Source organism: Rhodoplanes sp. Z2-YC6860 (genome assembly GCF_001579845.1).
Taxonomy (GTDB): domain Bacteria; phylum Pseudomonadota; class Alphaproteobacteria; order Rhizobiales; family Xanthobacteraceae; genus Z2-YC6860.
In genome coordinates, this window is sequence record NZ_CP007440.1 from 6541108 (window position 1) to 6563123 (window position 22016).

Genomic DNA, 22016 nt, shown 5'->3' on the forward strand with positions numbered 1-22016 from the left:
CGGTCAGAGGTGCGTTCGAGGTTGAGTCTCGCGCAACTGATACCCAGAGATTGGCTTCAACAGAAGCCCGACCATAGTTCGCCCGGAAAGCGGTTCACATCGCCGGACGGATCGGCTTCGGTGGCCGTCTATACGTCGCCGGTCGATCAATCCCAGCTCGAGCTGTTCATGAAAGATTTCGCGTTCGTCGTCGGCGAGAAGATCACCGATTTGCGAGCTCAACAAAATTGGGTTGCCGTAACCGGCAACAAGGGCGACCGCCTCTTCTATAGAGAAGCTGTGATTGCGAGCGCTGGCCGGACTTGGCACCAGATCGCTTTCGAATACCCAGAAGGTATGAAAGCTCAGATGGACCGCTTTATCAGCGATGCGGCTCTCGCCGTTTTGCACAGCGAGAACGACGGCTGTGACAAAGAGCTTTGGTCCGCCCCAAATCGGAATGACGGCGCAAAGGCGCTCGAAGGCCGAGAACAGAAGTGAACTACGAATACAGAAGTGAACTATGACTCTTATGCCGCTTGATGCCAGCCGCCGAGCGCCGTTTTTATGGTGCTCGGCGACTTCGGAAGGCTGACCCGCGCCTGGCGAGAAATGGACGATGAGCAGACGTCGGAACACGATGTGGTCCAGGCCATTATATCGGGCGAATACACTAGGCCGGTGAAAGTGGTTGCCTTCGATCTTGATGAACGTTGGGCCGGAGACGTGACGGAAAACATCGCGCGAGCTGTTGTAACGACCGCAATTGAAGAAGGCTTGACGCTTGGGCGTACCGCGTCAGAATTTGTCACGCGCGTGACTGGTGAGGATTTGCCGGCCGATCTCATTGAAGCGTGATGGGCGACGTCATCAAATTCAGATCGAAGCGGCAACGTGGCCGCGGGCCAGTTCCTCCCTCTGGAGCGGCAACCACGCCGAACCGCCCTGCCCCGGTCTACCGCTCCGTCGATGGGTTTCCGATCCATTGGAAAGACGCCGTCGGCACCATCCATGCCTGCGAAGTCACAGAGCCCAGCCCGGGCGCCCGCGTCGCATGGACGATCTGCGGGAAGGACGTTACCGACAACGCCGCATACGCGGCTGAGAATCCGAACGAAGTGAACTGTGTGAAATGCTCGGAGTGGCGTTGAGGAGCCGAGGTCTTCAAACGAGCATCCGAGCAGCTTCGTAGTCTGCGGAATCGAAAGCGATTTTTTGGAGTTTGGCCGCTTGGGCGAAGGAAGTCCTGCATTCATCACCGAAAAAAATCGCCGCGGCAACAAGGGCTTCAGAGATGCCGCGGCGAGGATGTCAGTCGGAAATGACGGCGGTGAATTCATCAGAGGGGCAGAGTGTAGTTCCGCGGTCGGCAAATTATTTTGAGAACTTTACTGCGTTCGTGGTTCGGCCGTAAGAACATTACGTGAACGGAGCCCAGCCGTGCCGCCTATCGAAACGCTCGGTGAAGCGTGGAATTTCAGCTGGACTAAGCGCCCGGTAATGAGCGGTCTGAAGGCGGCAGCCGTGATATCTTGCCACTGATCTGAATGCCCATGTCAGTCGTCCGACTCTTCACGCTCGCCGGGCTACGGCGCAGCCTCAGTGCGATCTGGAGAAGTGATTTATCTTGGGAGGCCGTCCGCCGCAGCGATGTTTCGTCTTGCGCGGTCCAATAACCATTTCGTCGTCGCATCATGCCGTAACGGATTCTTGCACGCGACGTTCCGAGAGTTTTGATGATAGCTTTTTGCAAATCACTGGTTCGCATATGAATTTGACAAATCGGCAGCGCTCGGGCCACGCGCGTTAGTCGCAAACAAATGCTCGAGCCGGCGCTTTGTGTTTCAGAACTCGGGTCTTAACGCTTGATGCCAGCACGCTCACGGCGCTCTCGATGTATCCGATCTATCTCGGACTCTTCTTGTGGGAGACGTCCACCAAAGTCGTCTCTTGAGCGGCATGTCTCCGCATACCAGAGCAACGCGCGCTGACTGTATGGATCAGAATTTCCTAAGCGAGCCAGGCGCTCGTAGTATTCGGCCGTTTTGGTCCATTCGCTCATGGGAAACGCTCGTTGTTTTTTATTTCCGCGCCCCTTCAGCCACTATAGGGCGAACGAGCCCAGCAACGCTTTGTTTCGCAAGCGACGCCTAAGCGTAGGCGCGGCCGAATAGGAGGCTACGGCCCCTGGAAGTCGTCCGAGGCCCCGCAACAAACTTGAAACAAGTTCAACAAACTTCATCTTGGACGCGTATGGAAATCAGCTCTTCAATCCGATCACGCGACTGGCTGAGCAGCCCCTTTTCAACTCTTTTTGCTTGGTGGCTACCGAAAGCCGTGATCATAGGCGGACTATTCGCCTCTACGGAAATTAGGACCGCGATATGGATCGCCGCACTTGCGTGGATGGGGCTCGCGTGCATTTTCAACGCAAAGCGTTGTGGGCGCACTCATTGCCGCTACACCGGCCCTTTCTACCTTGCGATGATCGGGCCGACTCTTCTGCTGGGGTCCGGCACCCTGCCCGTAGGCATTCTCGGCTGGTCAATATTGGCCTGCGTCATCCTGCTTGGTGGCAAGATCCTCTGGTGGGTAACTGAGCGCGCGTGGGGCGAATTTTCGTAACTTGCCGGCCAATCCAGAAAAGTCTCGGCCGTTCCTATTCCCAGCTACGATGGGCGCGTGTTGGGCCAGAGCTGCGCTCTGATCGGCTTCTGGCGCTAATCGCAGCGACGGGGCCTTGGCGGGCGAGATATTCGAGATAGACAATTGCTAAATCGGCTGTGACAGCGTGACGCGTCCTGGCGCAAAGCGACAGGCCCTAAGCTCGCGCCAGCAATAAAGAAGTAGGAGAGGAACGAAAAATGCCAACGATGCTGGCGATGTTAGCCTTTTGCTTGGTGATTGCCCTTTTCACCCTCGCCATGGCGAATGAGCTCCGTGCCTTCTATTGCAAGGCTCGCCAGTCTTATGCGACGTCCCGTAACCAAGCGATACGCTCGCACTGGTAGACATTTCCCGGCTGCGCTAGCGTGCGGCCATGTTCACCATTGCATCACCGAAATCCCGCAATGTCGCACTTGGCGGGGTGGTCGTATCTTCGGTGGTCATTGCATCAGGCCTGGGCCAACTTGCGACCTTTCCCAATCTGGGTTGGTACTCCACCCTGGTGAAGCCCGCATTCAACCCGCCGAATTGGATCTTCGGTCCAGTTTGGACGACGCTGTACGCTCTGATGGCATTTGCCTCGTGGCGAATCATGAGGCTTCCAGGTTCGAGCCAACGATCGTTAGCGCTCCTGTTGTTCTTCGGCCAGCTCGTGCTGAACGCAGTTTGGTCTTGGATGTTTTTCGGCCTCCACAGCCCCCTGCTCGGGCTCATCGATATCATTCCCCAGCTATCACTCATCGTGCTCACCATCGTCGCGTTTTCCCGGCTCGACGTTATAGCGGGCTGGCTGCTCGTTCCGCTCGCTGCGTGGGTAAGCTTTGCAACGATCCTCAACGTTGCAGTCTGGCGGCTGAACGCCTGACGCAAAATTGCGGCCACCGCTTTCCGCGGTGATGGATATAGGGCTTTCGACTTTAGATTGGTCAACGATTGGATGACTTTATGAGTCGTTGCAGTTGCTTGCGGCTCGCTTAGAGATATTCCCTACATCCAAGAACGCTCCGCAAGGGTCTACCGGAGCGGACCGGGCTCGCCCATCGTGCCCCACACAAACAAAATGAGATTGGGCCCCTTGAACAAAATTGGCGTGAACGTGTTCGATACGCATGTTAGCAATTGGTCGACTCCTGGCTGCTGCCGTTCGTGCAAACCCGGCCCTGGCTACAGCTCTCGCGTTCGAAGCCGGGATACTGGTCATGCGGGCTATCCAGAAGAACGCCGGCAAGAGTCCCGTCGGTAGGTCGGCCAAGCAGATTGAGGCAACCCTACTAGCCCACAAGCCGGAAAGCTTTTCGCAGCTCACCTTATCCCAACCTCTTAAGAGGCGACGAACGCGAACTCGCCGCCGCCGTGCCTCGTAGTCCGCGCTCGAATCGGAACGTAGTAGGCGCTCGGGTGGTTGCTCGTGGATAAATCCAGGAGGCGTCCAATGAAACTAGCAACGATTGTAGCGCTCGCAGCTCTGGCACTTCCTCCGGTTGCTCTCGCTGAGACCGGCAATGGACCGTCCAGCAACGGTGCGGCATCGGACTCCAATGGTTTAGCGCCGTCGCCCGGAGTTACGCAAAATGCGCCTGGCCAACAGCGTCCCAGGAACGGAAGCCCTGGCGATCCGGGAAACACCGGCAGCGACTCAGGAATGGAAGCCTCCGATATGGGCGGCTCGGGCGCGGCCAACACTGGGCAGAAAACTACGACCTCCCCCGCCACGACAGGACAATCTGAACCGCAAACCGGCGCCCCGCCATCGCGCTAGCGCATCGGGCAGCTATAAGGCCGAGCCTATCCGTTATCGCACGGGTGGGCTTTTCCTTGGATCGTGGGCAATTGTCCGTGGGTTACGACGCCGCGCGCCTTTTGCTGTGCAACACGCGTTGAGCAATCTTGTTGCTTGAAAAACAGCAACTTAGTTGCTCAGAACTCGGCTACGTACAATCCGCAAACGGTGGTATGCCGTTTGTACATGGAGCGGGCTGTCGCATATCTTCGAGTTTCCACGCAACGACAGCAGCGCTCTGGCCTCGGCATTGAAGCACAGCGGGCCGCAATTGCCCGGTTCGCTGAGGCCGCGGGAATCGCCATCATCAGCGAATATGTCGAGGCCGAAACTGCTGCGGGCTCTGACGCGCTGGACCGCAGGCCGCAGCTGGCTGCCGCTCTGGCTGCAGCCAAATCGGCCAAGTGCTGCGTCCTGGTGTCCAAGCTGGATCGGCTGTCGCGTGATGTCGCGTTCGTCGCCAGCCTGATGGCTCAGCGGGTGCCCTTTATCGTCGCTGAGCTGGGACGCGATGCAGACCCATTTATGCTGCATCTTTATGCGGCATTGGCTGAGAAAGAGCGCCGGCTTATTTCCGAGCGCACTAAGGCGGCCTTGGCTGCCAAGAAAGCCGGCGGTGCTAGGCTGGGCAACCCGAGCAACATCGCGCAAGCGGGCGAATTAGGCCGTATTGTTCAGACTAATGAATTCGTCACGGGCTTGGTGCCGATCATCCAGGCTATCCAGAGCGCCGGTGCGACCACGTTGCGTGAAATGAGCGACGCATTGAACCAGCGCGGCATCCGATCGCCGCGTGGCGGCAGATGGCACGTTTCGTCAGTTTTGAACGTTCTGACTCGTGCTCACGAGTTGGAGCGCAGTCTAGCGTAACATAAGCGGCACCATGCGCATGGCGCTTCGTGCGCTGCGGTAAAGCGCGGCTCGAGCAGGTCCAGTTGCAACAAGCTCGCACGGTAATCGGGCCTAGCGACTCGTTGGTCAATGTGAACCAGTCGTACCGCTATCTCTCTGCAGCGTTTCGGCTCGCTGAAGATGCTTCTGCAGGGTGGGCAGCGCTTCGGTCGCATACTTGCCGGCAGCGTCCTGCTTCTTGGCGGCCGTCTGGTACTCGGCGATGTCCTTCTTGTGATCCATCACCATGTGCTCAGCGAACTTCTTGTCAAAGCTCGGACCGGTAAGCTTGGCCAACTCGTCATGATCAGCCTTCTGTTTGGCAGTCGGCTCAGTCGGAGGTGTTATGCCCAGCGTTCTCGCTGCATCGGTCGCCTTCTTGTTGGACTCGGTATGGTCGGTTTGAAGCATCTCCCCAAAGGTTTTGACCTGCCCGCTCTGACCGTTCTTTTGAGCCAGCTCACCCATCGAAACCTCGGCGAGATTCCCCTGGATTGCTTTCGTAAGGAACTCCTGACCCGGCTTTTCTTGAGCCATTGCCGCCGTTGCACTTAACACCAAAGCCGCAGTTACGACCGATACGCGTTTCATTCTACACCTCCGCTACTCTGGCGGATAAGCGCGTAGCGTCAGGTAAGTTCCGAATGCAGCTTCAATAGCCGTTTGCGTCCGGCAGCCGTCATTGCATGGCAGCGCGCCGCGCTGACAGGGATTGTCTGCGCTGGAAAGCCCGCTGCCGATCTGCAGGCACGGGCGCGTAACGCTTCGTGACATGACTGCTGCGCTGAACCAACGTGGCATCCGATCGGCGTGCGGCGGCACGCGAAGCATGGCGACGCCGCGTAAAACATGAAGCTCGTCCAAATCTTTTTGCCGCGATACGACAACAACCGTCGCCGAGTCCCTGCAAGCTGGTGAAAAGTTCGGCGGCGTGACGGCATATATGCAGGCGCCAGCGGTCGATCTTTTGGAAAGATGGTCCGCGCACCAAGCGCGACGAGATTGTGATCTACGAAGTGATGGCGAACCCACACTTGCGCCGACGGTCGAAAGATTATCGTCGCGAATTCGAACGCGTCTTTCGGCAAGAGGAGATCGCGATCCGCGTCACGGCGGTCTAGCTGTGGCAACGTTGGGCCGTCCAAGTCGGTGAGCCAATAGGAACTCGCCGAGAAGCCATACGTTGGGCTTCGAGGAGAGCCAATGTCTCGGCTCGTAGCACCCAAATTGACCGTTCGGGCGACCGGCCCAAGCGCCCGCACCGCGAGACGGCCCTCCTCTCCCGCACGTTCTATCCCAGCGCGAAAAAGCCGCAGCAAATTCCTCCGATATTACCCAGGTGGCTTCAAGGATGCTGACTACATTGATCTTGAGCGGGGCTACAAGTGGACGGCACACGAACGCTGGATTGAGACCCTCAGTGATACGCAATTTCGCGCCTTGCTTAGGAGGGGAGACTTTGCCGGGATCGCGCAGCGCGCGGTAGCAATAGAGTCTCGTACAAATTTGCTCTTCTCGTTCGAGAAAATGGCGCTAAGGGACGCGGTGAAATCTTCCGCTGGAGCGAAGGCCTTCGCGAACGGCTTATGGGCTCTTCTACACGGCGACAGTGCAATGTCGGTCCGCTTCGAGGCTTGGATCGATGCCCTGTCAGGTCTACCTCGTCGTCAGACCCGCGTACTCACGTGGCCATTGGCGACCGTATTTGGCTTCATCGCGCAACCGCGGCTGCACTTCTTTCTGAAGCCGATGGTGACGCGGCGCGCAGCGACGAACTACGGCTACGACCTTCATTATCAGGCTCGACCGGATTGGACCGCATACTCGGGCGCATTGCGATTTGCACGCGCTGTCGGCTCCGACATCCGGGATCTGAGACCCCGTGACATGATTGACCTTCAATCCTTTATTTGGGTCCAAGGGTCGGACGAATATCCGGACTAAATTTGGGGGCTGATCCGGTTCGCCAGCGCAGCGAAAGTTTTACGCGTCTCTTCGCGCGCACGTATCAACAGCTGTGAATCAGCATGGTCCCGCTGAAGCGTCAGCCGAAGTGAATCGGCGCTTTAGGAGTTCGCGAATGGCGGCAGCGCAGCTGTGCATCCTGCGCTCGAAGCGATTTGTGCGGGAACCAGCTTTGGATGAATCGGTTGCGCTTTTCCATCGGTTGAGCATGACGTCTGTGATGAATTCGCCCCAGCGCGGCATCGTTATTGGATGCTTGATGCTCGGCTTCGCCCTAGCAGCGCTCGCCGCCGGCTATACGACAACCCATTGGACTGATGCAATTGAAGGCGCAAGATCACGCATCGGGCATTTGAAGTAGTCGTTCACGGCTTGCGAACGAAACGGGCCGGCGCCATTTCTTCGCTCGTGCGCCGGCTGTTCGTTCTTCTCTTCCCCTTATCCGGCTCGGGCGTGATGGGTCCAAGACGAAGATCGTCCAAGGACATGTCCTACTAACACTCATGACCGCGGCTTCTACCAGCAGATGGACAAGTCTTACGACATTCAGGCAGAACCCGGAAATCGATGGCGTATCGCGTACCATAGCGTAGGAGTGTCCCGACAAGCTCGCGCCTACCAACGCAGTGAGAACGGTTCAGCGCCTTCACGCCAAACGGAGGCTGTTGATAAGCCGCGCCTGCCGAGCCATTAAGCGCCACACAGCCGCTATCTCAAGGTAGCTCGCTCGGAACAGTGGAAATTGCGAGGCCCGCAGTTCGGCTTCGTCAGCTTTTTCGTTCAGCACGTCAACCCTTGACATCGCAATGTCCCACGCACAACCGCTCCCACCCGCTACAAACCTCTCCGTAAAAGCTTAAGACAATTCCAAGATTGCAGAAGTGCGAAAATTTGCTCTGGGTGCTTGGCCGCCCTCGTCCGTCGTTTTCATAGCATTGGCCGTCTCGTTGTCTCGTTGCCATGTATCCACGCTGTTGCCCCAACTGCTGGCGGCTGCAACCGGGAAAACGTCGGCTCCTCCTCACAACACGTTTCGTTTCGTAGAAATCGTTATCGAAATCAATTGGAACGAAACGCTTTCTGTCCGAATGCATCGCACAATGAACACACTTCGTGGCGAATAGGTGCATCGACTGTGCCATTGGCTAAGTCGATCAATCCCACAAGAATGAGGTTCAAAGAATGAAGGTTCGGGGAGCGCTGTTTGCCTTGTCGTTGGTTTTCGTTTCTTCGCTTATATTTGCCGCGCCTAGCAAGGCAGGTTCGTACTCTGGAATCGCCTCGGTATATGGCAATAGGGATGGGTACGCTTGGCGGAAAACGGCGAATGGCGAGCGTATGAACCCGGGCGCGTTAACGGCTGCGCACCGGACGTTGCCGTTCGGAACTCGGGTTAGTGTGGTAAATCGACGGAACGGCAAAAAAGTCGTTGTCCGGATTACGGATCGCGGTCCCTTCGTCCGTGGACGCATAATCGATCTCACACCCGCCGGAGCTCGCGCTATCGGGCTTTCGGGCCTGGCGCCGGTGAACCTGAGCGTTCTTTGAGCAGTGCAGAGCCAGTTAAGCGCGTTTTCGCTTTGCGGTCCGGCTAAGGGTGTGAATTGATTTAGGAGGAGGACTAATCGCCCTCCTCCGCAAACCCAATTCCGGATTGGTAGCCATAGAAGCCCGAATGAGCTTCTAAATCGCCGTCAGCATTGTTCGTTTTTGCACCGGTCTCGGCATAACTTTTCCGTTGCGTCCTTTCGGCGTAGCGCCGAGCTTTGGAGTGCGCGAGAGCAACTTGTTCGCTCCCGCTAAGGAGCACTCGCGTGTTGGCCAAACCTTCCTGCTTCACCAGTGCAAACAATTTGGCTGCATTGGCTGGGGCAAGCCGCACGCAGCCATGGCTCACGGGCGATCCGAGGCGCCTGGTATCAAACGTGCCGTGTATCGCGTGGCCCCTTTGAGTAAAGAACACTGAGTGCGGCATTGGCGCATCGTCCCACTCCTTCGAAAAATGTTCAGCCTCCATCCTGGTTGCTGTGAAACTCCCAGACGGCGTTCCGAAGCCCGTCCTTCCGGTAGATACCGGCCAACGATGCAATACTTCACCGTCGCGGCTCACAGTGAGCGTTTGCGTGGATTTGTTGACGTTGATGAGCAGAGTAGCAGAGGCAGGGGATACCGCGAGGCGCAGACTAATCGCCAATAGGCCGAAGAGAATTGTGAGCTTCTGCATGTTTTCCTCGGACGGACGAGTCTGCTGGCGGACACAACACCGTTGAAGGTGATCCGTTCCGACTGTGTCAATTGCCGTACCAGCGCATCAGGCCAACCGATTGAGCTGTTCGCGGCGCAGGCAGCGGAAACAAAATGCGGCCGTGAGTGTTCGAAGAATCTGTGCAGCCGAAAGGTCTAAATGCTCGTAAATCCAGCCGTCCCTACTAATTGCACGGGCACTCGCATTGTCGTTTGCCTAATTGTTACGATCAGCGCCCTCTGCTTTCTATGGGTATACAGCGCGGTTGCACACCGGGAGCCAATCGTATTCCCAGGCAAGCAGCAAACCGCGACCTTGATTGACAGACCCGCTTCCGGCTCCCAACAGGCGGTATCTCCACCGACACCATCCACGGCCGCTGTTGAAACTGCAGCCGCTAAAGGACCTGTCCCTTCGGAGCGCAAGCGCAAGATCGATCATCGGAAAAGCACAACCAAAACTGCCACTAAGTCAAACAGACGCCCCGTCCTCGCAAGCAAATCGCGTTTGCGGCCTGACGTTGGTCGCACCTACGCGCAGGCGCCAGCTCCAGGGCTTTTCACCCCATTTTGACCTCGGTCCTATCCACTCGGCCGCTTGGAACAGTGCCGCGGCGCAATCTGGGGCCTACCAATCAGCCCGGCCGGGGAAATTCCGTTTAATGGATAATGTGCAGAGGTTAGCACTATAGAAAGTGTGCCGCCGAGTGGCCGTGCTGTTTGGCCGCTCTACCGTGGAGAGACGAAGTGCTGTGGCCGCGCGTGCTTACGATTGGAGAAGTTCGGATGAGAGTGACGATTGAGAACGAGAAGCTCGAACAAGGCTCGCCTTACTTAAACGCAGACGCCCCGAAACAGTACTTCTTGCCGCGGTGCCGAAAGCCCTTCAGCGAGGCATGCGCGCACGGCGAGGACGGCCGCTACTACTGCTCATTCGTGCGCGCTGACGAGGCTCGCAAAGTTGACCTCGTGCAGGAGCTTCTGCAGCGACGCGCATGACGGAACGGGCTCTGCTGATTATATTCCTCAGCTGCTCAAGCTGAGGAGATTAGAAATGGCTAAGAAGCGAAAGCAGACCCCCGGGGCCGCAAACAGGACCGTGCACGCGTTGGCCAGTGGCCAGCGGTACGAAGTGAGCTACGAGGCGAAGAAAACCGGACGCAACGCCAAGTCAGTCAAGCGTGCGGTCAAGAAAGTCGGCAACAGCCGCAAGAAGGTTGAGCGGCGGCTAGCCGCAATGTCGTTTTACACATCGCCCCTGATTTCTCGGGTCTGAAACCTTGCCGATGTAGAGCCGTTCCAAGTCTAATCCCTGCTGCAGCACGCGCTTCCCGCCTCCCTCAGCGTGTTGCGGCGGGGGAAGCCCCGGCGCATCGCCGGGGCTTTTTGTTTCAGCGCCGCATCTCTGTCAGTGTGTCCTAGTAATCCCTTGACGCCACACAGCGACCTATAAGTGCGCAAGTACCCTGGACACTTGCGCAGCAGATCACGCCTAATTGGCGGGCCGTAGGATCCCGCGGATGTTCAAGCCCTCGGCGATGGCGAGCAACGTTGTCGCGCCCCCTGCTCTGATTTCCGCGATTGTAAACCCAGATTTTTGCGGGACGGTCCCTGCAAGTCTTCAGCACTTAAATGGCGATGAGAGACGGCGAGCGATTATCGGCGCTGTCAATCGCGGCTGGTCGACTGCGAGATTATCAACGCCGCGCGCAGAAGATAGGCAGTGCTCCTGACCAAAACAGCATGCAATGGCCGCGGCCCGGGTTGGCCGCAGGGCCGCGCAAAAAGTTGTCGCCAATTTTTAGTACCATTTTTGGATTGTAAATTTCCTCTCTAAGTTGTTGATTAGGCATACGAGGTCGCTTGGCGTCCACCTTTTAGGGACAACGGAATCTCCTTTTTTCAAGTGATCTAACAACGTCGCGCTGTCCGAACGAATTTAAAATTTCCGAAACGAGGCGGTACCATTTCCCCTCAAATCAATATAATGAGCGCTGGTTTGGACCAGACCTTGCCATCGCGGGTCGAATGGATTGATAGCGCTCGTGGGTACTGCCTAATCCTTGTCGTGATCGGCCACGCCACGCGCTCTCTTCTAAGTTCCGGCATTATGACTACCAGCTTCGAGAGGGACTTGATCGATACGTTCATATATCTGTTCCACATGCCGGCCCTATTTGCCTTGTCCGGCTTTGTGTCGAACGATCAGAACAAGCCGCTACTCCCGTTCATATCTTCACTTTTACAATGGATAGTTTGGCCATACTTTTTGTGGTCTACCGCATATATTGTACTTCAAAGTCTTTTTGAAAAAATTAGCAATCACCATCCTGACTCCAACGCCCTGTTCTCCGTTCTGGTCGAACCAAGCAGTCTATTTTGGTTTCTATACGTGCTCGTCGTCATCAAAATCATAGATCGTCTATTGTGTTTCATTGTTGATGATGGAGCAAAGTCGGCGGCGGTCATTGCTGCCATAGGTCTTGCAGGCGACGCTTGTGTCGAAATGTCCGGAGTTCGGGTCTGGCTAATACATCCGATATGTTTGAGCTTGTTCTTTTATGGCCTGGGGAGAGCGCTGAGATCCAACCCGACATTAGGCCACTTTGTTGGCAAGCTATCTGCCATCTCCACATACTCGCTTGCTGCAGCCATCTCGTTTTGCGTATCGCTGCTTGGATGCACAGCCTTTCTCGTGTTGTCGCAAGGTTGGTCCCGCACTGCGGTGACCCCATTAGCTGGAATTATTGGAACTGCACTGGTCGCTGCAATGGCAATCATTAGCACTCGAACGACTATCCTTCATAACGTGCGCTGGATCGGGTTGTTCGCGATGGTGATTTATGTTCAACACGTTATCTGGGGCACAGCCGCGAAGACGATCGTTACCATGGCTTTTGGCCGATTGGGCTGGCAAACATATTTTATAACGATGACACTTGCGGGCTTGGCTGGGCCAATTGCGTGGCAAATAATTTCGCAAAGAATGAATATTTCGAATTTCTTCGGAATACGGCCGGTGCCTCTAACCCACGGCGTTGTTGGGAGGACTGCAATCAGAATGTAGCGCAATAATCGCGACCGCAGCGGCAGGAAAATTAGACCTGCCGGATCGCACAGCCATCCAATAGTTCAAGGCCCTGCGTCTCACCCTGGTCAACCGCAGTCGCGCCCATAAGCGCCCATGTTGCGAGCGACCATGGCAACGGTGGCATCCATCTGCCGCTTCGCTCCACGGGGATAGCGAAACTCAATAAGATTCCACCGTGAACCTCGGCAGGCCAAGTTGCCCTTCCGGTAGTAGATCTCTTCACCTCGGTATCCCGAGACGACGAACCATGACTCCCCGCCATCCTGGTAAGTGACCCGTTCACCCGGTCGGTGGATGTACCGGTCTGGGCTTTGCGCCGGCTCGTGACCGAAACGGATGCGTGCCGAGCCATCCGGCGAGACGAAGACGCGGCCCGTGTTACCTGCTGATCGAACCTGATGCCACCCAGGTGGCACTATTTGCGGCGAGGCTGCCATAGCACCCGCACTAATCACGGTGGTCGCAGCCACGAGAATAAGGGCACGAAAGATCAGCATACGTGCCCAACGAACTTGGACCGAGTAAGTTGCTCAGCCGCCAGAAAAGCCGTCGAGGTGTCTGCCGACCAGGAACGACAGCCGGGCAGCGGCATTTATCATGCGGATCGCGTTTCGTGTATGGGTGGCACCGTCATGAACACAGAGGAAACTCATAGGCTTAAGGCCACTGAGATCCGGCGTCAGGCGCGCGCAGAGGGAAACGCCTCGACTCGTCTTGAGCTTGAGCTTTTGGCGCTTTCCTTTGACCGGCTAGCCGATCAGGCAAAACGCAACGCTCAGAACAACATTGTTTACGAATACAATCCGGAGACAACTGCCGAGCACCGCCAGAGGAAGCGCCTACTGGCCCAGAGACAGCAGCAACAGCAACCACAGCCGCGAAAGCGACATCGGTGATACCAAGCGCATCTGGCCCGGGGACGGAGTCAGGACAAAGCGAGCCTGAATTCGGAAGGCCGCTCAGTAGCGAGGATATCTAGCAATACCTCTCAAGGGTCAAACATCGCGTGCTTGCCGGCAAAGGACACACAAGGTTCGACTTGGCGTTCGAGTTCAAGGCGGGTTAATAGGCGTGCCGGCCAGCAAAGCCGAGTTTGCACTCGACTGGCACCTCCTCTAAATGGCAAGCCCGCGGTGACCGGGGTGGCTACGCTGGTCTACAGCATCGCAGTCGTCGCATCTTGTTGGCCGCGAAAGACTCCGCCGCTGAGATAATGGATGAGCTTAACAATTTCGGTCACCACAAGGACGGCGGACTCTTTGTCCTTCCACCACCTTTTTTGCACCTTGTCCTTTTCAGGCCAAACGATTAGGCAACGCACATTCGGCAGTTCTCGCTCGAATATGATCTTGGCCCGTCGAGCTTGGTAGGGAGACGTTACCAGCAGAATGGTCGCCTTCCGCTTCCCTAAAAACATCCCAAGTGCCTCGGCCTCTTCTGCCGTCGATAGCAGGTTCGATCCATAGGTTGAAACGCGTGGCTCGGGTACGCCGAGTGCTGTCAGAAACGCTACGCGGCTGTCTTGCGCTTCGAAGTCGGCTGCTACTTTCGTAGCAACTGAGACTGGTTGGTGCCATTCGTTGCTCAGCAGAACAAATGGAGCGAGTCCCGCTTGAAACAATTCTGCGGCCTTGGACAGGCGTGCTGTGTCACCAGCAAGCGGCAGAATGAAATCAGCGGCCAAAGGATGGTCCCGGTATTGAAGCCAGTCCGAAACCGAAAAGAAGAATGCTCCTGCCGAAACGATAGACGCCAAGGCCAAGAGGCCTAGAGCATCTAGTAGCAATCTTGCGATCCGCATGGGTTTTCGGCGCCAGAGACACCCTGCCAAACACACGGCTCAAGAGCGAGTTCCGCCGTTGTCGTGAGTGGACCCGAAGCCGATGCAGTCTTTAGCGCGCTGAGAGCATTACGACAGAGCGAGGGGGCTTCCCCGTCACTTAATTTCGCCGTGCGGTCCATATCCCTGAACACTTGGAAGTCTCCGAATGACCTGACCACCGGCCGCAGCCGCTGCTGCCATTCACCCGACCTGAGCCCGCCGCAAACTTTCCAGGTACGGCGACAGATACACGGACGGCACCATTGGGCTTTACCCGCCCGTTAAGCCGCACAATATTTGGATGCGAGATCACCCCATTGCGCACGTCCAGCTGGATATCGTAGCTCGCGTCGCAGTCGCCGCGTTGCGTAATAACCGTAAGGCTCCAGCTTCCGTCATAAGCCGAGGTGGCGCGCGCAGCCGTTGCCCAAATGGTGGCGATTACAAATGCAATCAAGCACGAACGCATCATGTCGGTTGCGAATTGCACAAACCACCTCGACGCCTAGAGCATCCCGCCGACGCTGTATGGCGGGACGCAGCGTGTCGTGCCATGGCTCGTGTACGAATTGGTTGCGTCAGGCCACGATATTACGTTATTCGCGATAGGCGACTCAGTCAGCAGGGCATGTCTCGTTCCAGCCTTGCCTGGTGGACTCTGTCCGGGTCGTCCGAAATCTGATCCGATGGCTTCACATACCGCGTTGCTCGAATCCGTGGCTGAGCATGCAGAAACGTTCGATGTATTGCATTTCAACATCGACTGGATTTATCCACCGCTCTTGGCCCGCCTACACGCCGATGGGTAGAGTGATCGCAACACCTCTGGAGCACCGCCTCGAGCCGAATAGGGAACTCGAATAAGGTCATTACTGAGAGTCGATTTGGTAGCGGATCGGCTCCTTCAGGCGCAACGTTCGCTGCCGCTCTTTTTTACGGGATGTCGTCACAAATGTTCGAATTTCAGAAGACGTATGCTGTATTGGCATTGGCCCTGTTATCAGGGTGCGCGAATACGAGCTTGGATCGGGTCACCAATAGCCCCCAGGTGGAGGGCGACTCAAACGGCGGAAAAATTGCGCACACTCTGGAAACATCGGACAAGCAGACTGCAGCCTATCAGGCCGTCACGACGCATTGCGAGAAGTTTGGCAAGAAGGGTTACATCACTAAAATGAATTACGACACTGGTTTAGTGACATTTGACTGTCGTCTGATCAGTAAGACCAAGTCCGCAAATTAGCTCTATAGGTGGCTGTCGCAGTACGACTACCGGGCTGCCAATGTTTGCGCAATTTTACAGGTCGATGCATGGCGCAGTGGATTCGATCCACCGGGGCTCCGAGATAGAAGGCGTGTGCAGCGGATGGGCAAATTATTGGCGATTATTTTGAGCTTCAGCGTAAACACGGTCACAGCCACCGCCGAGAGCTGCACGTAGCGGGCGGAGAGTCTAACGACAAAGCAAAGGGCTGCGACGTCAGAGTCAATTGCGCTGTGCGGTCCATATCCCCGAACACTTGGAAGTTTCCGAATGACCTGACCACCGGCCGCGGCCCTTCCTGCCATTCACCCGACCTGAGCCCGCCGCAAACTTTCCAGGTACGGCGACAGATACACGGACGGCACCATTGGGCTTTACCCGCCCGTTAAGCCGCACAATATTTGGATGCGAGATCACCCCATTGCGCACGTCCAGCTGGATTTCGTAGCTCGAATCGCAGTCACCGCGTTGCGTGATGACCGTAAGGCTCCAGCTCCCATCATAAACTGAGGTCGCGCGCGCAGCCGTTGCCCACATGGACGCAATCGTGAAAGGAATCAAGAACGAACGGATCATGTTGGCTTCGTCCAGACAAACGCTACTTATGTTCGAAAACCAGCATAACTTGGGATCGGCCCATCTTCCATCAGCCAGTCTGCAGAAATGGATTGATCGAGAAAGAGGTTCGGCTGGAAGCAGTCCCAAACGATACGATGACGTGTCATTTGACAGCAAAGCGGCTGTTGACGCCGATTTTTTGTCGAAAGCCGCGAGAATCTTTCTTGCTGTGGTTTTTGGGCACTAGGCCCGACCAGCCGTCGAATGCTTCTATTTCGGCGCATACCTACCTGGACAGGGGCACAAAATGAAAAAGTTGGCTTTGGCATTGGTTTTGGTGGTCGCGGGCGTGAGCCTGGGCGGCTGCTTCGTGGGTAAGTCACCGGCTCCGGTGATCACGAAGGGCTAAGCTCACCACTTAAACACGAACAGGGGCATCGGAAACGATGCCCCTAATCTTTTGTGCACGCCTTGCTGCCGTGGTGATGAGCAGTTTTGTATAGCGGCCTTCGCTCGCCGGCCTTAAAGAAGTTTGATGGCGGCGCAATCTGTCCGACGAAGGAAAGTATTCTATATCGCAGGTTACGATCCGGGAGCGGCGGCCGGGTTTTATCGGCGCTTCCTCCGCCAATTGGAGATTTTCAAGCGCACTTGGTGCGTTGAAAGCAAGTGCAGCGAGCGATCCATTTTCGAACAAGGCTCAACATGGTCCGTGACGACATCGTGCCGTGATTGGTCAGTTCAGACGGATTTTGTGCTGCTTTCATGGGACGACCTCATTGCCAAAGAAGCTTCCGGTCCGGCGTTAAGACGATTTAGCCGTGGTGCCGCTGTGTATGCAGATTTGATCCTGTCCGGCACTTTGCATAGTTACTTCAAAGCCAATCCGCGATATTTTGCGTTCGCGATCGCTCCGTTTTTCCAGATCGCTGCACTGCTCATCCTGTCCTTTGTTGTGGGCTTCGCTGTGAGTTCGGGCCTACCCCCGCCCTGGTCTTCATTTAGCGGGGCGATCGCTGCAATGGCCGCCTTTATTGTCTTCCAGCACTGGCTTGGCCGCCGCTGGCGAATGCATCAAGCGCTCGACGACTGGATCATGTCGCTGGACTACATCCGCAAGAGGCGCGATGAACTGGAGACGCGCATCTCACGGTTTGCTAATCTGATTTCGGCGGCAACATGTGACAACGCCGCAGACGAAATCCTTGTCGTGGGCCATAGCTTGGGCGCCACTTTCGCCGCGGATGCCCTAAGCCAAGCGCTTTGCTTGAAGGGCGTCGCCGTCGCATTTGCTTCGTTGGGAGCGACGATTCCCAAGTGCACATTGCATCCAGACGCATCATGGTTGCGCGACAGGATCGCTGGTGTCGCGCGCAACCCAACGGTCAGCTGGGTTGAGATCCAGACGCGTGCTGATCCGATCAGTTTCTTTCGCGTTCATCCGGTTTCGCTCAAGCGGGTTCATGAGGCTAATCAATTGCCTAGTGATAACCCGGTTATCCGCCGGGCTCGGCTCCAGCAAATGCTGGAACCGGCCACGTATAAAAAAATCCGATGGCGGCCGCTCCGACTTCACTATCAATGCGTCAGCGCCAATGAACGAAAAGCGCCGTACGACTTTTTTATGATGATCTGCGGGCCCGCTCCCGTTGCGATGTGGAGCAAGAGCGAGTTCGGCCTCATGAACATCGGCCACGACCCAGAGGCCGGCGATCCAAAGCGCGTCGTCGGATGACGATTCTTTTGGCCAAATTGATTTGGATTTGTGGTGTCATCTCTTGGTACCTAATCCGATATCCTTTTGCACGGCGAAGCAGGAAAACCAAGATCGTTCGCCGCGATTACAAGGTGCGTGAAGCCATCTTGCTGACGATTTCAGCCGCGGGATTGGGTTTTCTGCCGGCGCTTTACATGTTTACGCCAGTTCTAAAAGTTGCCAATTATCCGATACAAATCTGGCAACCGTGGATGGGCGCGATCATCTTTGGTCTGGCGCTTTATATGTTTCGCCAGACCCATCGCGCCCTAGACCGATATTGGTCCGTCACCTTGGAGGTCAAGGAGCGACACATTTTGATGACCGACGGCGTGTACAAGCGCGTACGCCATCCAATGTACGCGGCGTTCTGGCTCTGGGCGCTGGCCCAGGCCGTTCTCATTCCGAATGCGATTGCCGGACTTGCCGGTCTCGTCGGCTTCGGAACTCTATACTTCCTCCGCGTGAGGAAAGAGGAAGCTTTGATGATTGAGACATTTGGTGATGAGTACAAACTCTACATGCAACGGACACACCGCGTCATTCCGCACGTATATTGATTAGGTTTGAGGTGCTTGCGGCTTTGACGAGCGCTTGCTTGTGGAAGCACCATCCGGATGGTTCGCGACATTAAGCGCCTTCAACGCCGGCACAAACGCGTACGAAACTTGGAACGACCCGGGCACCGTAAGTCCGATTGCCTCGGCTAGCTCGCCGATGAAGTGATTGCAGTTATTTGTCACTGCGTTCCAGGTTGGTGACCGGTTTGTTTTTGCTTTCGCAATTGCAGCAGTTAACCGGGCGTATTGCGCGTTGGTCAACGAAACACGATAGCGCGAGGCGATCGGCAATTTCAGGACGTCTGGATCCCATTCGGTGTTCGCCGGCACGGGAAGAACATGACCGATGGCCATGATGGCGTAATTTCCCATCGGATGCAGATCGGTGTACTTCACGCGCGATCCGGCACCATAAGCCGCATAGCTGTGACCATAGGCGCCGATCGTGGCCACCCTGAACTCGATGAAATAAGAGTGGCCCTCCGAAGCAGTGGCGGTGGACTTGGCCGGCTGAGCTAGGCTGACTGATACGGTCAGCCCTGCCAGGATGAAAGACAACGCGACAGCAATGCCAACGCGCTTCGCCCGATGAGCAAACATCCAGCGCTCCCCTAATGCATTACAACAACTTTGGTGCCCACGCCCACACGTTCGTAAAGGTCCAGTACGTCCCTGTTGTACATCCGGATGCAGCCATAGGAGACGTAACCGCCGATAGACGACGGATTGTTCGTCCCGTGGATTGCATATTGACCATCGGCTAGCAGCAGAGCGGCCGCCCCCATCGGATTGCTGGGGGAGCCGGCGGGTATCACATCAGGTATTGATGGCCGGTCTCGCTTGATTTCGTCGGGCGGTGACCATGCGGGCTTCAGCCGCTTGCTGTATATGAAGGACGTGCCGGCCCATTGTTTGCCTGCACGGCCAACTCCGACCGGATAGCTCAACGCATGCCCTGGTCCTGTCATTAGATACAGGCGGCGTTGCGTTGTCTTCACGACAATCGTACCGGCGGAAAAGTCTAAGTTGGTGGCGACCTGCTGGGCGGCCCCCGCGGCTGACGGAGGGAGCACCGCAAGCCACGAGATCAGCAGAATCGGTCCAGCTAGTCGAAACAATTTCATGAGGGCTCCCATGCTATGAACCAATTCTTGAAGAGAGTGCCTGTGAACAACAAGAGGCTGATCCCGGGGCAATCGCAAAAAACAGTGGTCATGTGGCTTTTTGGCACTAGAGCACCAGTTCGGCGGGCGGCAAAAATAGGTTGCATCTCCCAGCATGATTTCGAGGTTCAGGATGCAGAACGCCAAGGGTTCCGACGGGACCACTTTTCGGTCCGTATTGCGCCCTTTGGTCGGCGCTTTGTTCTCAAGTGTGCTGTTGGTTGTCAGCGCGCCGGTTTGGTCGCAGGAGCAACCGGTTGTTGAGCAAACAGCTGCGGCGAAGCCCAAGCCTGTCGCCGAGGCCACCCACGGTAGACCGGCGGACAAACCATATTACATCGAGTTCCGTGCGCGTAACGCCGACAGCTACGGACATACGTTCTCCATTTATGGAAAGGTCAACGCCAACGGCAAGGTTGGAAACTTCACCGTCGCCGGCTTGCATCCGATTTCGGAAAGCCCGTTGCCATGGATGATCGGGCACCTCGTCGTGGTGCCGTCGGAAACGGGAGCCAGTGATGGCGATACCGACGATCAGTATGTTCTGGCGCGTTTCCACGTGGCGTTGTCCGCCGAAGAGTTCAAAAAGGTTGTAGCGTACGTTAAGCAGCATCAGAAGAATTCCCCGATGTGGCACGCGGTCCTCTACAATTGCAACGCCTGGGTTGGCGACGTTGCCAAGTTCATGGGAATGGACACCCCCTCGTCACCACTGTTGATGCCGGCTGACTACATTGAGAGCCTGAAAAAACTCAACATGGGTAGGATCGGCATCATCGGCACCCCCGTCGAGGTGGCGACGCCGGCGCAGTTGCGTCAAGCCAGACTGAAAGCTATTGCAGCGCAGGGCAGAAAATCTGCTGACGGGCCTGCTAAGAGCGCCGAGCACCCAGATGCTAAGGCACAAGGCGACAAGCCCCTACGGGAGAAGTCGTCAATGGCGAGGCCTCGAGACACAAAGCCACAAGCGGTCAAGCAACAAGCGTCCGCGACCGCAGCGGGAAAATTAGACCTGCCAGATCGCACAGCCGTCCAATAGTTCAAGGCCCTGCGTCTTACCCTGGTCAACCGCAGTCGCGCCCATACGCGCCCATCTGGCGAGCGACCATGGCAACGGTGGCATCCATCTGCCGCTTCGCTTCACGGGGATAGCGAAACTCAATGAGATTCCACCGTGAACCTCGGCAGGCCAAGTTGCCCTTCCGGTAGTAGATCTCTTCACCTCGGTATCCCGAGACGACGAACCATGACTCCCCGCCATCCTGGTAAGTGACCCGTTCACCCGGTCGGTGGATGTACCGGTCTGGGCTTTGCGCCGGCTCGTGACCGAAACGGATGCGTGCCGAGCCATCCGGCGAGACGAAGACGCGGCCCGTGTTACCTGCTGATCGAACCTGATGCCACCCAGGTGGCACTATTTGCGGCGAGGCTGCCATAGCACCCGCACTAATCACGGTGGTCGCAGCCACGAGAATAAGGGCACGAAAGATCAGCATACGTGCCCAACGAACTTGGACCGAGTAAGTTGCTCAGCCGCCAGAAAAGCCGTCGAGGTGTCTGCCGACCAGGAACGACAGCCGGGCAGCGGCATTTATCATGCGGATCGCGTTTCGTGTATGGGTGGCACCGTCATGAACACAGAGGAAACTCATAGGCTTAAGGCCACTGAGATCCGGCGTCAGGCGCGCGCAGAGGGAAACGCCTCGACTCGTCTTGAGCTTGAGCTTTTGGCGCTTTCCTTTGACCGGCTAGCCGATCAGGCAAAACGCAACGCTCAGAACAACATTGTTTACGAATACAATCCGGAGACAACTGCCGAGCACCGCCAGAGGAAGCGCCTACTGGCCCAGAGACAGCAGCAACAGCAACCACAGCCGCGAAAGCGACATCGGTGATACCAGGCGCATCTGGCCAGCGACGGAGTCCGGTCAAAGCGAGGAGCCTGAATTCGGAACGCGCTCAGCAGCGAGGAGACCTAGCAAGACTTCTCAAGGGTCAAACATCGCGTGCTTGCCGGCAAAGGACACACAGTCTCGCCCTAACCGGCAGGGCTCATCAATCGTGTGTCGAGTTCTCCGAGGCCCTAAAGGGACGTCCGACCTTGGGAAGCCCTAGATCACGACACACCAGAACCTCGTCACGCATACCGCGGGTTTTGTTTGCGGAACCAGAACCTGATACCGCCCTTGCTTCTGTGTCGATCCCCAGACCGACGGTGACGGCCTCCACCCAATCCCAGCCTCCCCCGGCTCAGGTGGGGGCCGATCATTTCTGCT

The 22016-nt window shown here is 56.5% G+C and carries 17 protein-coding genes and 1 pseudogene; 13 read left to right on the forward strand and 5 right to left on the reverse strand.

Annotated elements, in window-relative coordinates:
• The first annotated feature begins 120 nt into the window (after window positions 1-120).
• The 4 genes from RHPLAN_RS40390 to RHPLAN_RS30580 all read left to right on the forward strand — a co-directional run bounded on the left by RHPLAN_RS40390 (window position 121) and on the right by RHPLAN_RS30580 (window position 5296).
• Window positions 121-480, forward strand: coding sequence for a hypothetical protein (locus RHPLAN_RS40390; protein ID WP_068026449.1), 360 nt, complete (start codon window positions 121-123; stop codon window positions 478-480).
• A gap of 66 nt (window positions 481-546) precedes the next feature.
• Complete coding sequence (locus RHPLAN_RS30565; protein ID WP_068026452.1) at window positions 547-837, forward strand: hypothetical protein; 291 nt, start codon at window positions 547-549, stop codon at window positions 835-837.
• 2182 nt (window positions 838-3019) lie between these two features.
• Window positions 3020-3511, forward strand: a complete 492-nt coding sequence (locus RHPLAN_RS30575; RefSeq protein ID WP_068026458.1) for a TspO/MBR family protein — start codon at window positions 3020-3022, stop codon at window positions 3509-3511.
• A 1029-nt stretch (window positions 3512-4540) separates the two neighbouring features.
• Window positions 4541-5296: a recombinase family protein gene (locus RHPLAN_RS30580; RefSeq protein ID WP_335341034.1), complete on the forward strand. Its 756-nt coding sequence runs from the start codon at window positions 4541-4543 to the stop codon at window positions 5294-5296.
• A 108-nt stretch (window positions 5297-5404) separates the two neighbouring features.
• On the opposite strand, the gene RHPLAN_RS30585 is transcribed toward RHPLAN_RS30580, so the two are convergent.
• Window positions 5405-5908: a DUF4142 domain-containing protein gene (locus tag RHPLAN_RS30585; protein ID WP_068026462.1), complete on the reverse strand. Its 504-nt coding sequence runs from the start codon at window positions 5906-5908 to the stop codon at window positions 5405-5407.
• Window positions 5909-6520: 612 nt separating this feature from the next.
• Here RHPLAN_RS30585 and RHPLAN_RS30590 point away from each other — a divergent pair.
• The 3 genes from RHPLAN_RS30590 to RHPLAN_RS38710 all read left to right on the forward strand — a co-directional run bounded on the left by RHPLAN_RS30590 (window position 6521) and on the right by RHPLAN_RS38710 (window position 8830).
• Window positions 6521-7261 carry a hypothetical protein gene (locus RHPLAN_RS30590; RefSeq protein WP_157100603.1) on the forward strand — a complete coding sequence of 247 codons (741 nt, stop codon included), beginning with the start codon at window positions 6521-6523 and terminating at the stop codon, window positions 7259-7261.
• 136 nt (window positions 7262-7397) lie between these two features.
• Window positions 7398-7643 carry a hypothetical protein gene (locus RHPLAN_RS30595; RefSeq protein ID WP_068026467.1) on the forward strand — a complete coding sequence of 82 codons (246 nt, stop codon included), beginning with the start codon at window positions 7398-7400 and terminating at the stop codon, window positions 7641-7643.
• An 821-nt stretch (window positions 7644-8464) separates the two neighbouring features.
• Window positions 8465-8830 carry a septal ring lytic transglycosylase RlpA family protein gene (locus RHPLAN_RS38710; protein WP_084245927.1) on the forward strand — a complete coding sequence of 122 codons (366 nt, stop codon included), beginning with the start codon at window positions 8465-8467 and terminating at the stop codon, window positions 8828-8830.
• 73 nt (window positions 8831-8903) lie between these two features.
• On the opposite strand, the gene RHPLAN_RS30600 is transcribed toward RHPLAN_RS38710, so the two are convergent.
• Window positions 8904-9506, reverse strand: a complete 603-nt coding sequence (locus RHPLAN_RS30600; RefSeq protein WP_084245929.1) for a L,D-transpeptidase — start codon at window positions 9504-9506, stop codon at window positions 8904-8906.
• A gap of 1100 nt (window positions 9507-10606) precedes the next feature.
• Here RHPLAN_RS30600 and RHPLAN_RS39870 point away from each other — a divergent pair.
• Together RHPLAN_RS39870 and RHPLAN_RS30615 are read left to right on the forward strand one after the other, a co-directional pair.
• A pseudogene (locus RHPLAN_RS39870) lies at window positions 10607-10802 on the forward strand (DUF3606 domain-containing protein); the annotation flags it as partial.
• A 711-nt stretch (window positions 10803-11513) separates the two neighbouring features.
• Complete coding sequence (locus RHPLAN_RS30615; RefSeq protein ID WP_068026480.1) at window positions 11514-12593, forward strand: acyltransferase family protein; 1080 nt, start codon at window positions 11514-11516, stop codon at window positions 12591-12593.
• A gap of 1180 nt (window positions 12594-13773) precedes the next feature.
• Here the strand turns inward: RHPLAN_RS30615 and RHPLAN_RS30625 are convergent.
• Window positions 13774-14373, reverse strand: coding sequence for a YdcF family protein (locus RHPLAN_RS30625; protein WP_198164575.1), 600 nt, complete (start codon window positions 14371-14373; stop codon window positions 13774-13776).
• Window positions 14374-15391: 1018 nt separating this feature from the next.
• Between RHPLAN_RS30625 and RHPLAN_RS30630 the strand changes: the two genes are divergently transcribed.
• The 3 genes from RHPLAN_RS30630 to RHPLAN_RS30640 all read left to right on the forward strand — a co-directional run bounded on the left by RHPLAN_RS30630 (window position 15392) and on the right by RHPLAN_RS30640 (window position 18577).
• A complete protein-coding gene (locus RHPLAN_RS30630) occupies window positions 15392-15682 on the forward strand; it encodes a hypothetical protein (protein WP_068026489.1) in 291 nt (96 codons plus the stop codon).
• A gap of 1114 nt (window positions 15683-16796) precedes the next feature.
• Window positions 16797-17996, forward strand: a complete 1200-nt coding sequence (locus RHPLAN_RS30635) for a hypothetical protein (protein ID WP_157100604.1) — start codon at window positions 16797-16799, stop codon at window positions 17994-17996.
• Window positions 17993-18577, forward strand: coding sequence for a protein-S-isoprenylcysteine O-methyltransferase (locus tag RHPLAN_RS30640; protein ID WP_068026494.1), 585 nt, complete (start codon window positions 17993-17995; stop codon window positions 18575-18577). The genes RHPLAN_RS30635 and RHPLAN_RS30640 overlap by 4 nt, the downstream gene beginning before the upstream one ends.
• On the opposite strand, the gene RHPLAN_RS30645 is transcribed toward RHPLAN_RS30640, so the two are convergent.
• Together RHPLAN_RS30645 and RHPLAN_RS30650 are read right to left on the reverse strand one after the other, a co-directional pair.
• Window positions 18578-19177, reverse strand: a complete 600-nt coding sequence (locus tag RHPLAN_RS30645; protein WP_068026497.1) for a hypothetical protein — start codon at window positions 19175-19177, stop codon at window positions 18578-18580. It abuts the gene before it with no gap.
• Window positions 19178-19188: 11 nt separating this feature from the next.
• Complete coding sequence (locus RHPLAN_RS30650) at window positions 19189-19701, reverse strand: L,D-transpeptidase (protein WP_068032077.1); 513 nt, start codon at window positions 19699-19701, stop codon at window positions 19189-19191.
• A 172-nt stretch (window positions 19702-19873) separates the two neighbouring features.
• Between RHPLAN_RS30650 and RHPLAN_RS30655 the strand changes: the two genes are divergently transcribed.
• Window positions 19874-20779, forward strand: coding sequence for a hypothetical protein (locus RHPLAN_RS30655; RefSeq protein WP_157100605.1), 906 nt, complete (start codon window positions 19874-19876; stop codon window positions 20777-20779).
• The last annotated feature ends 1237 nt before the right edge of the window (window positions 20780-22016 follow it).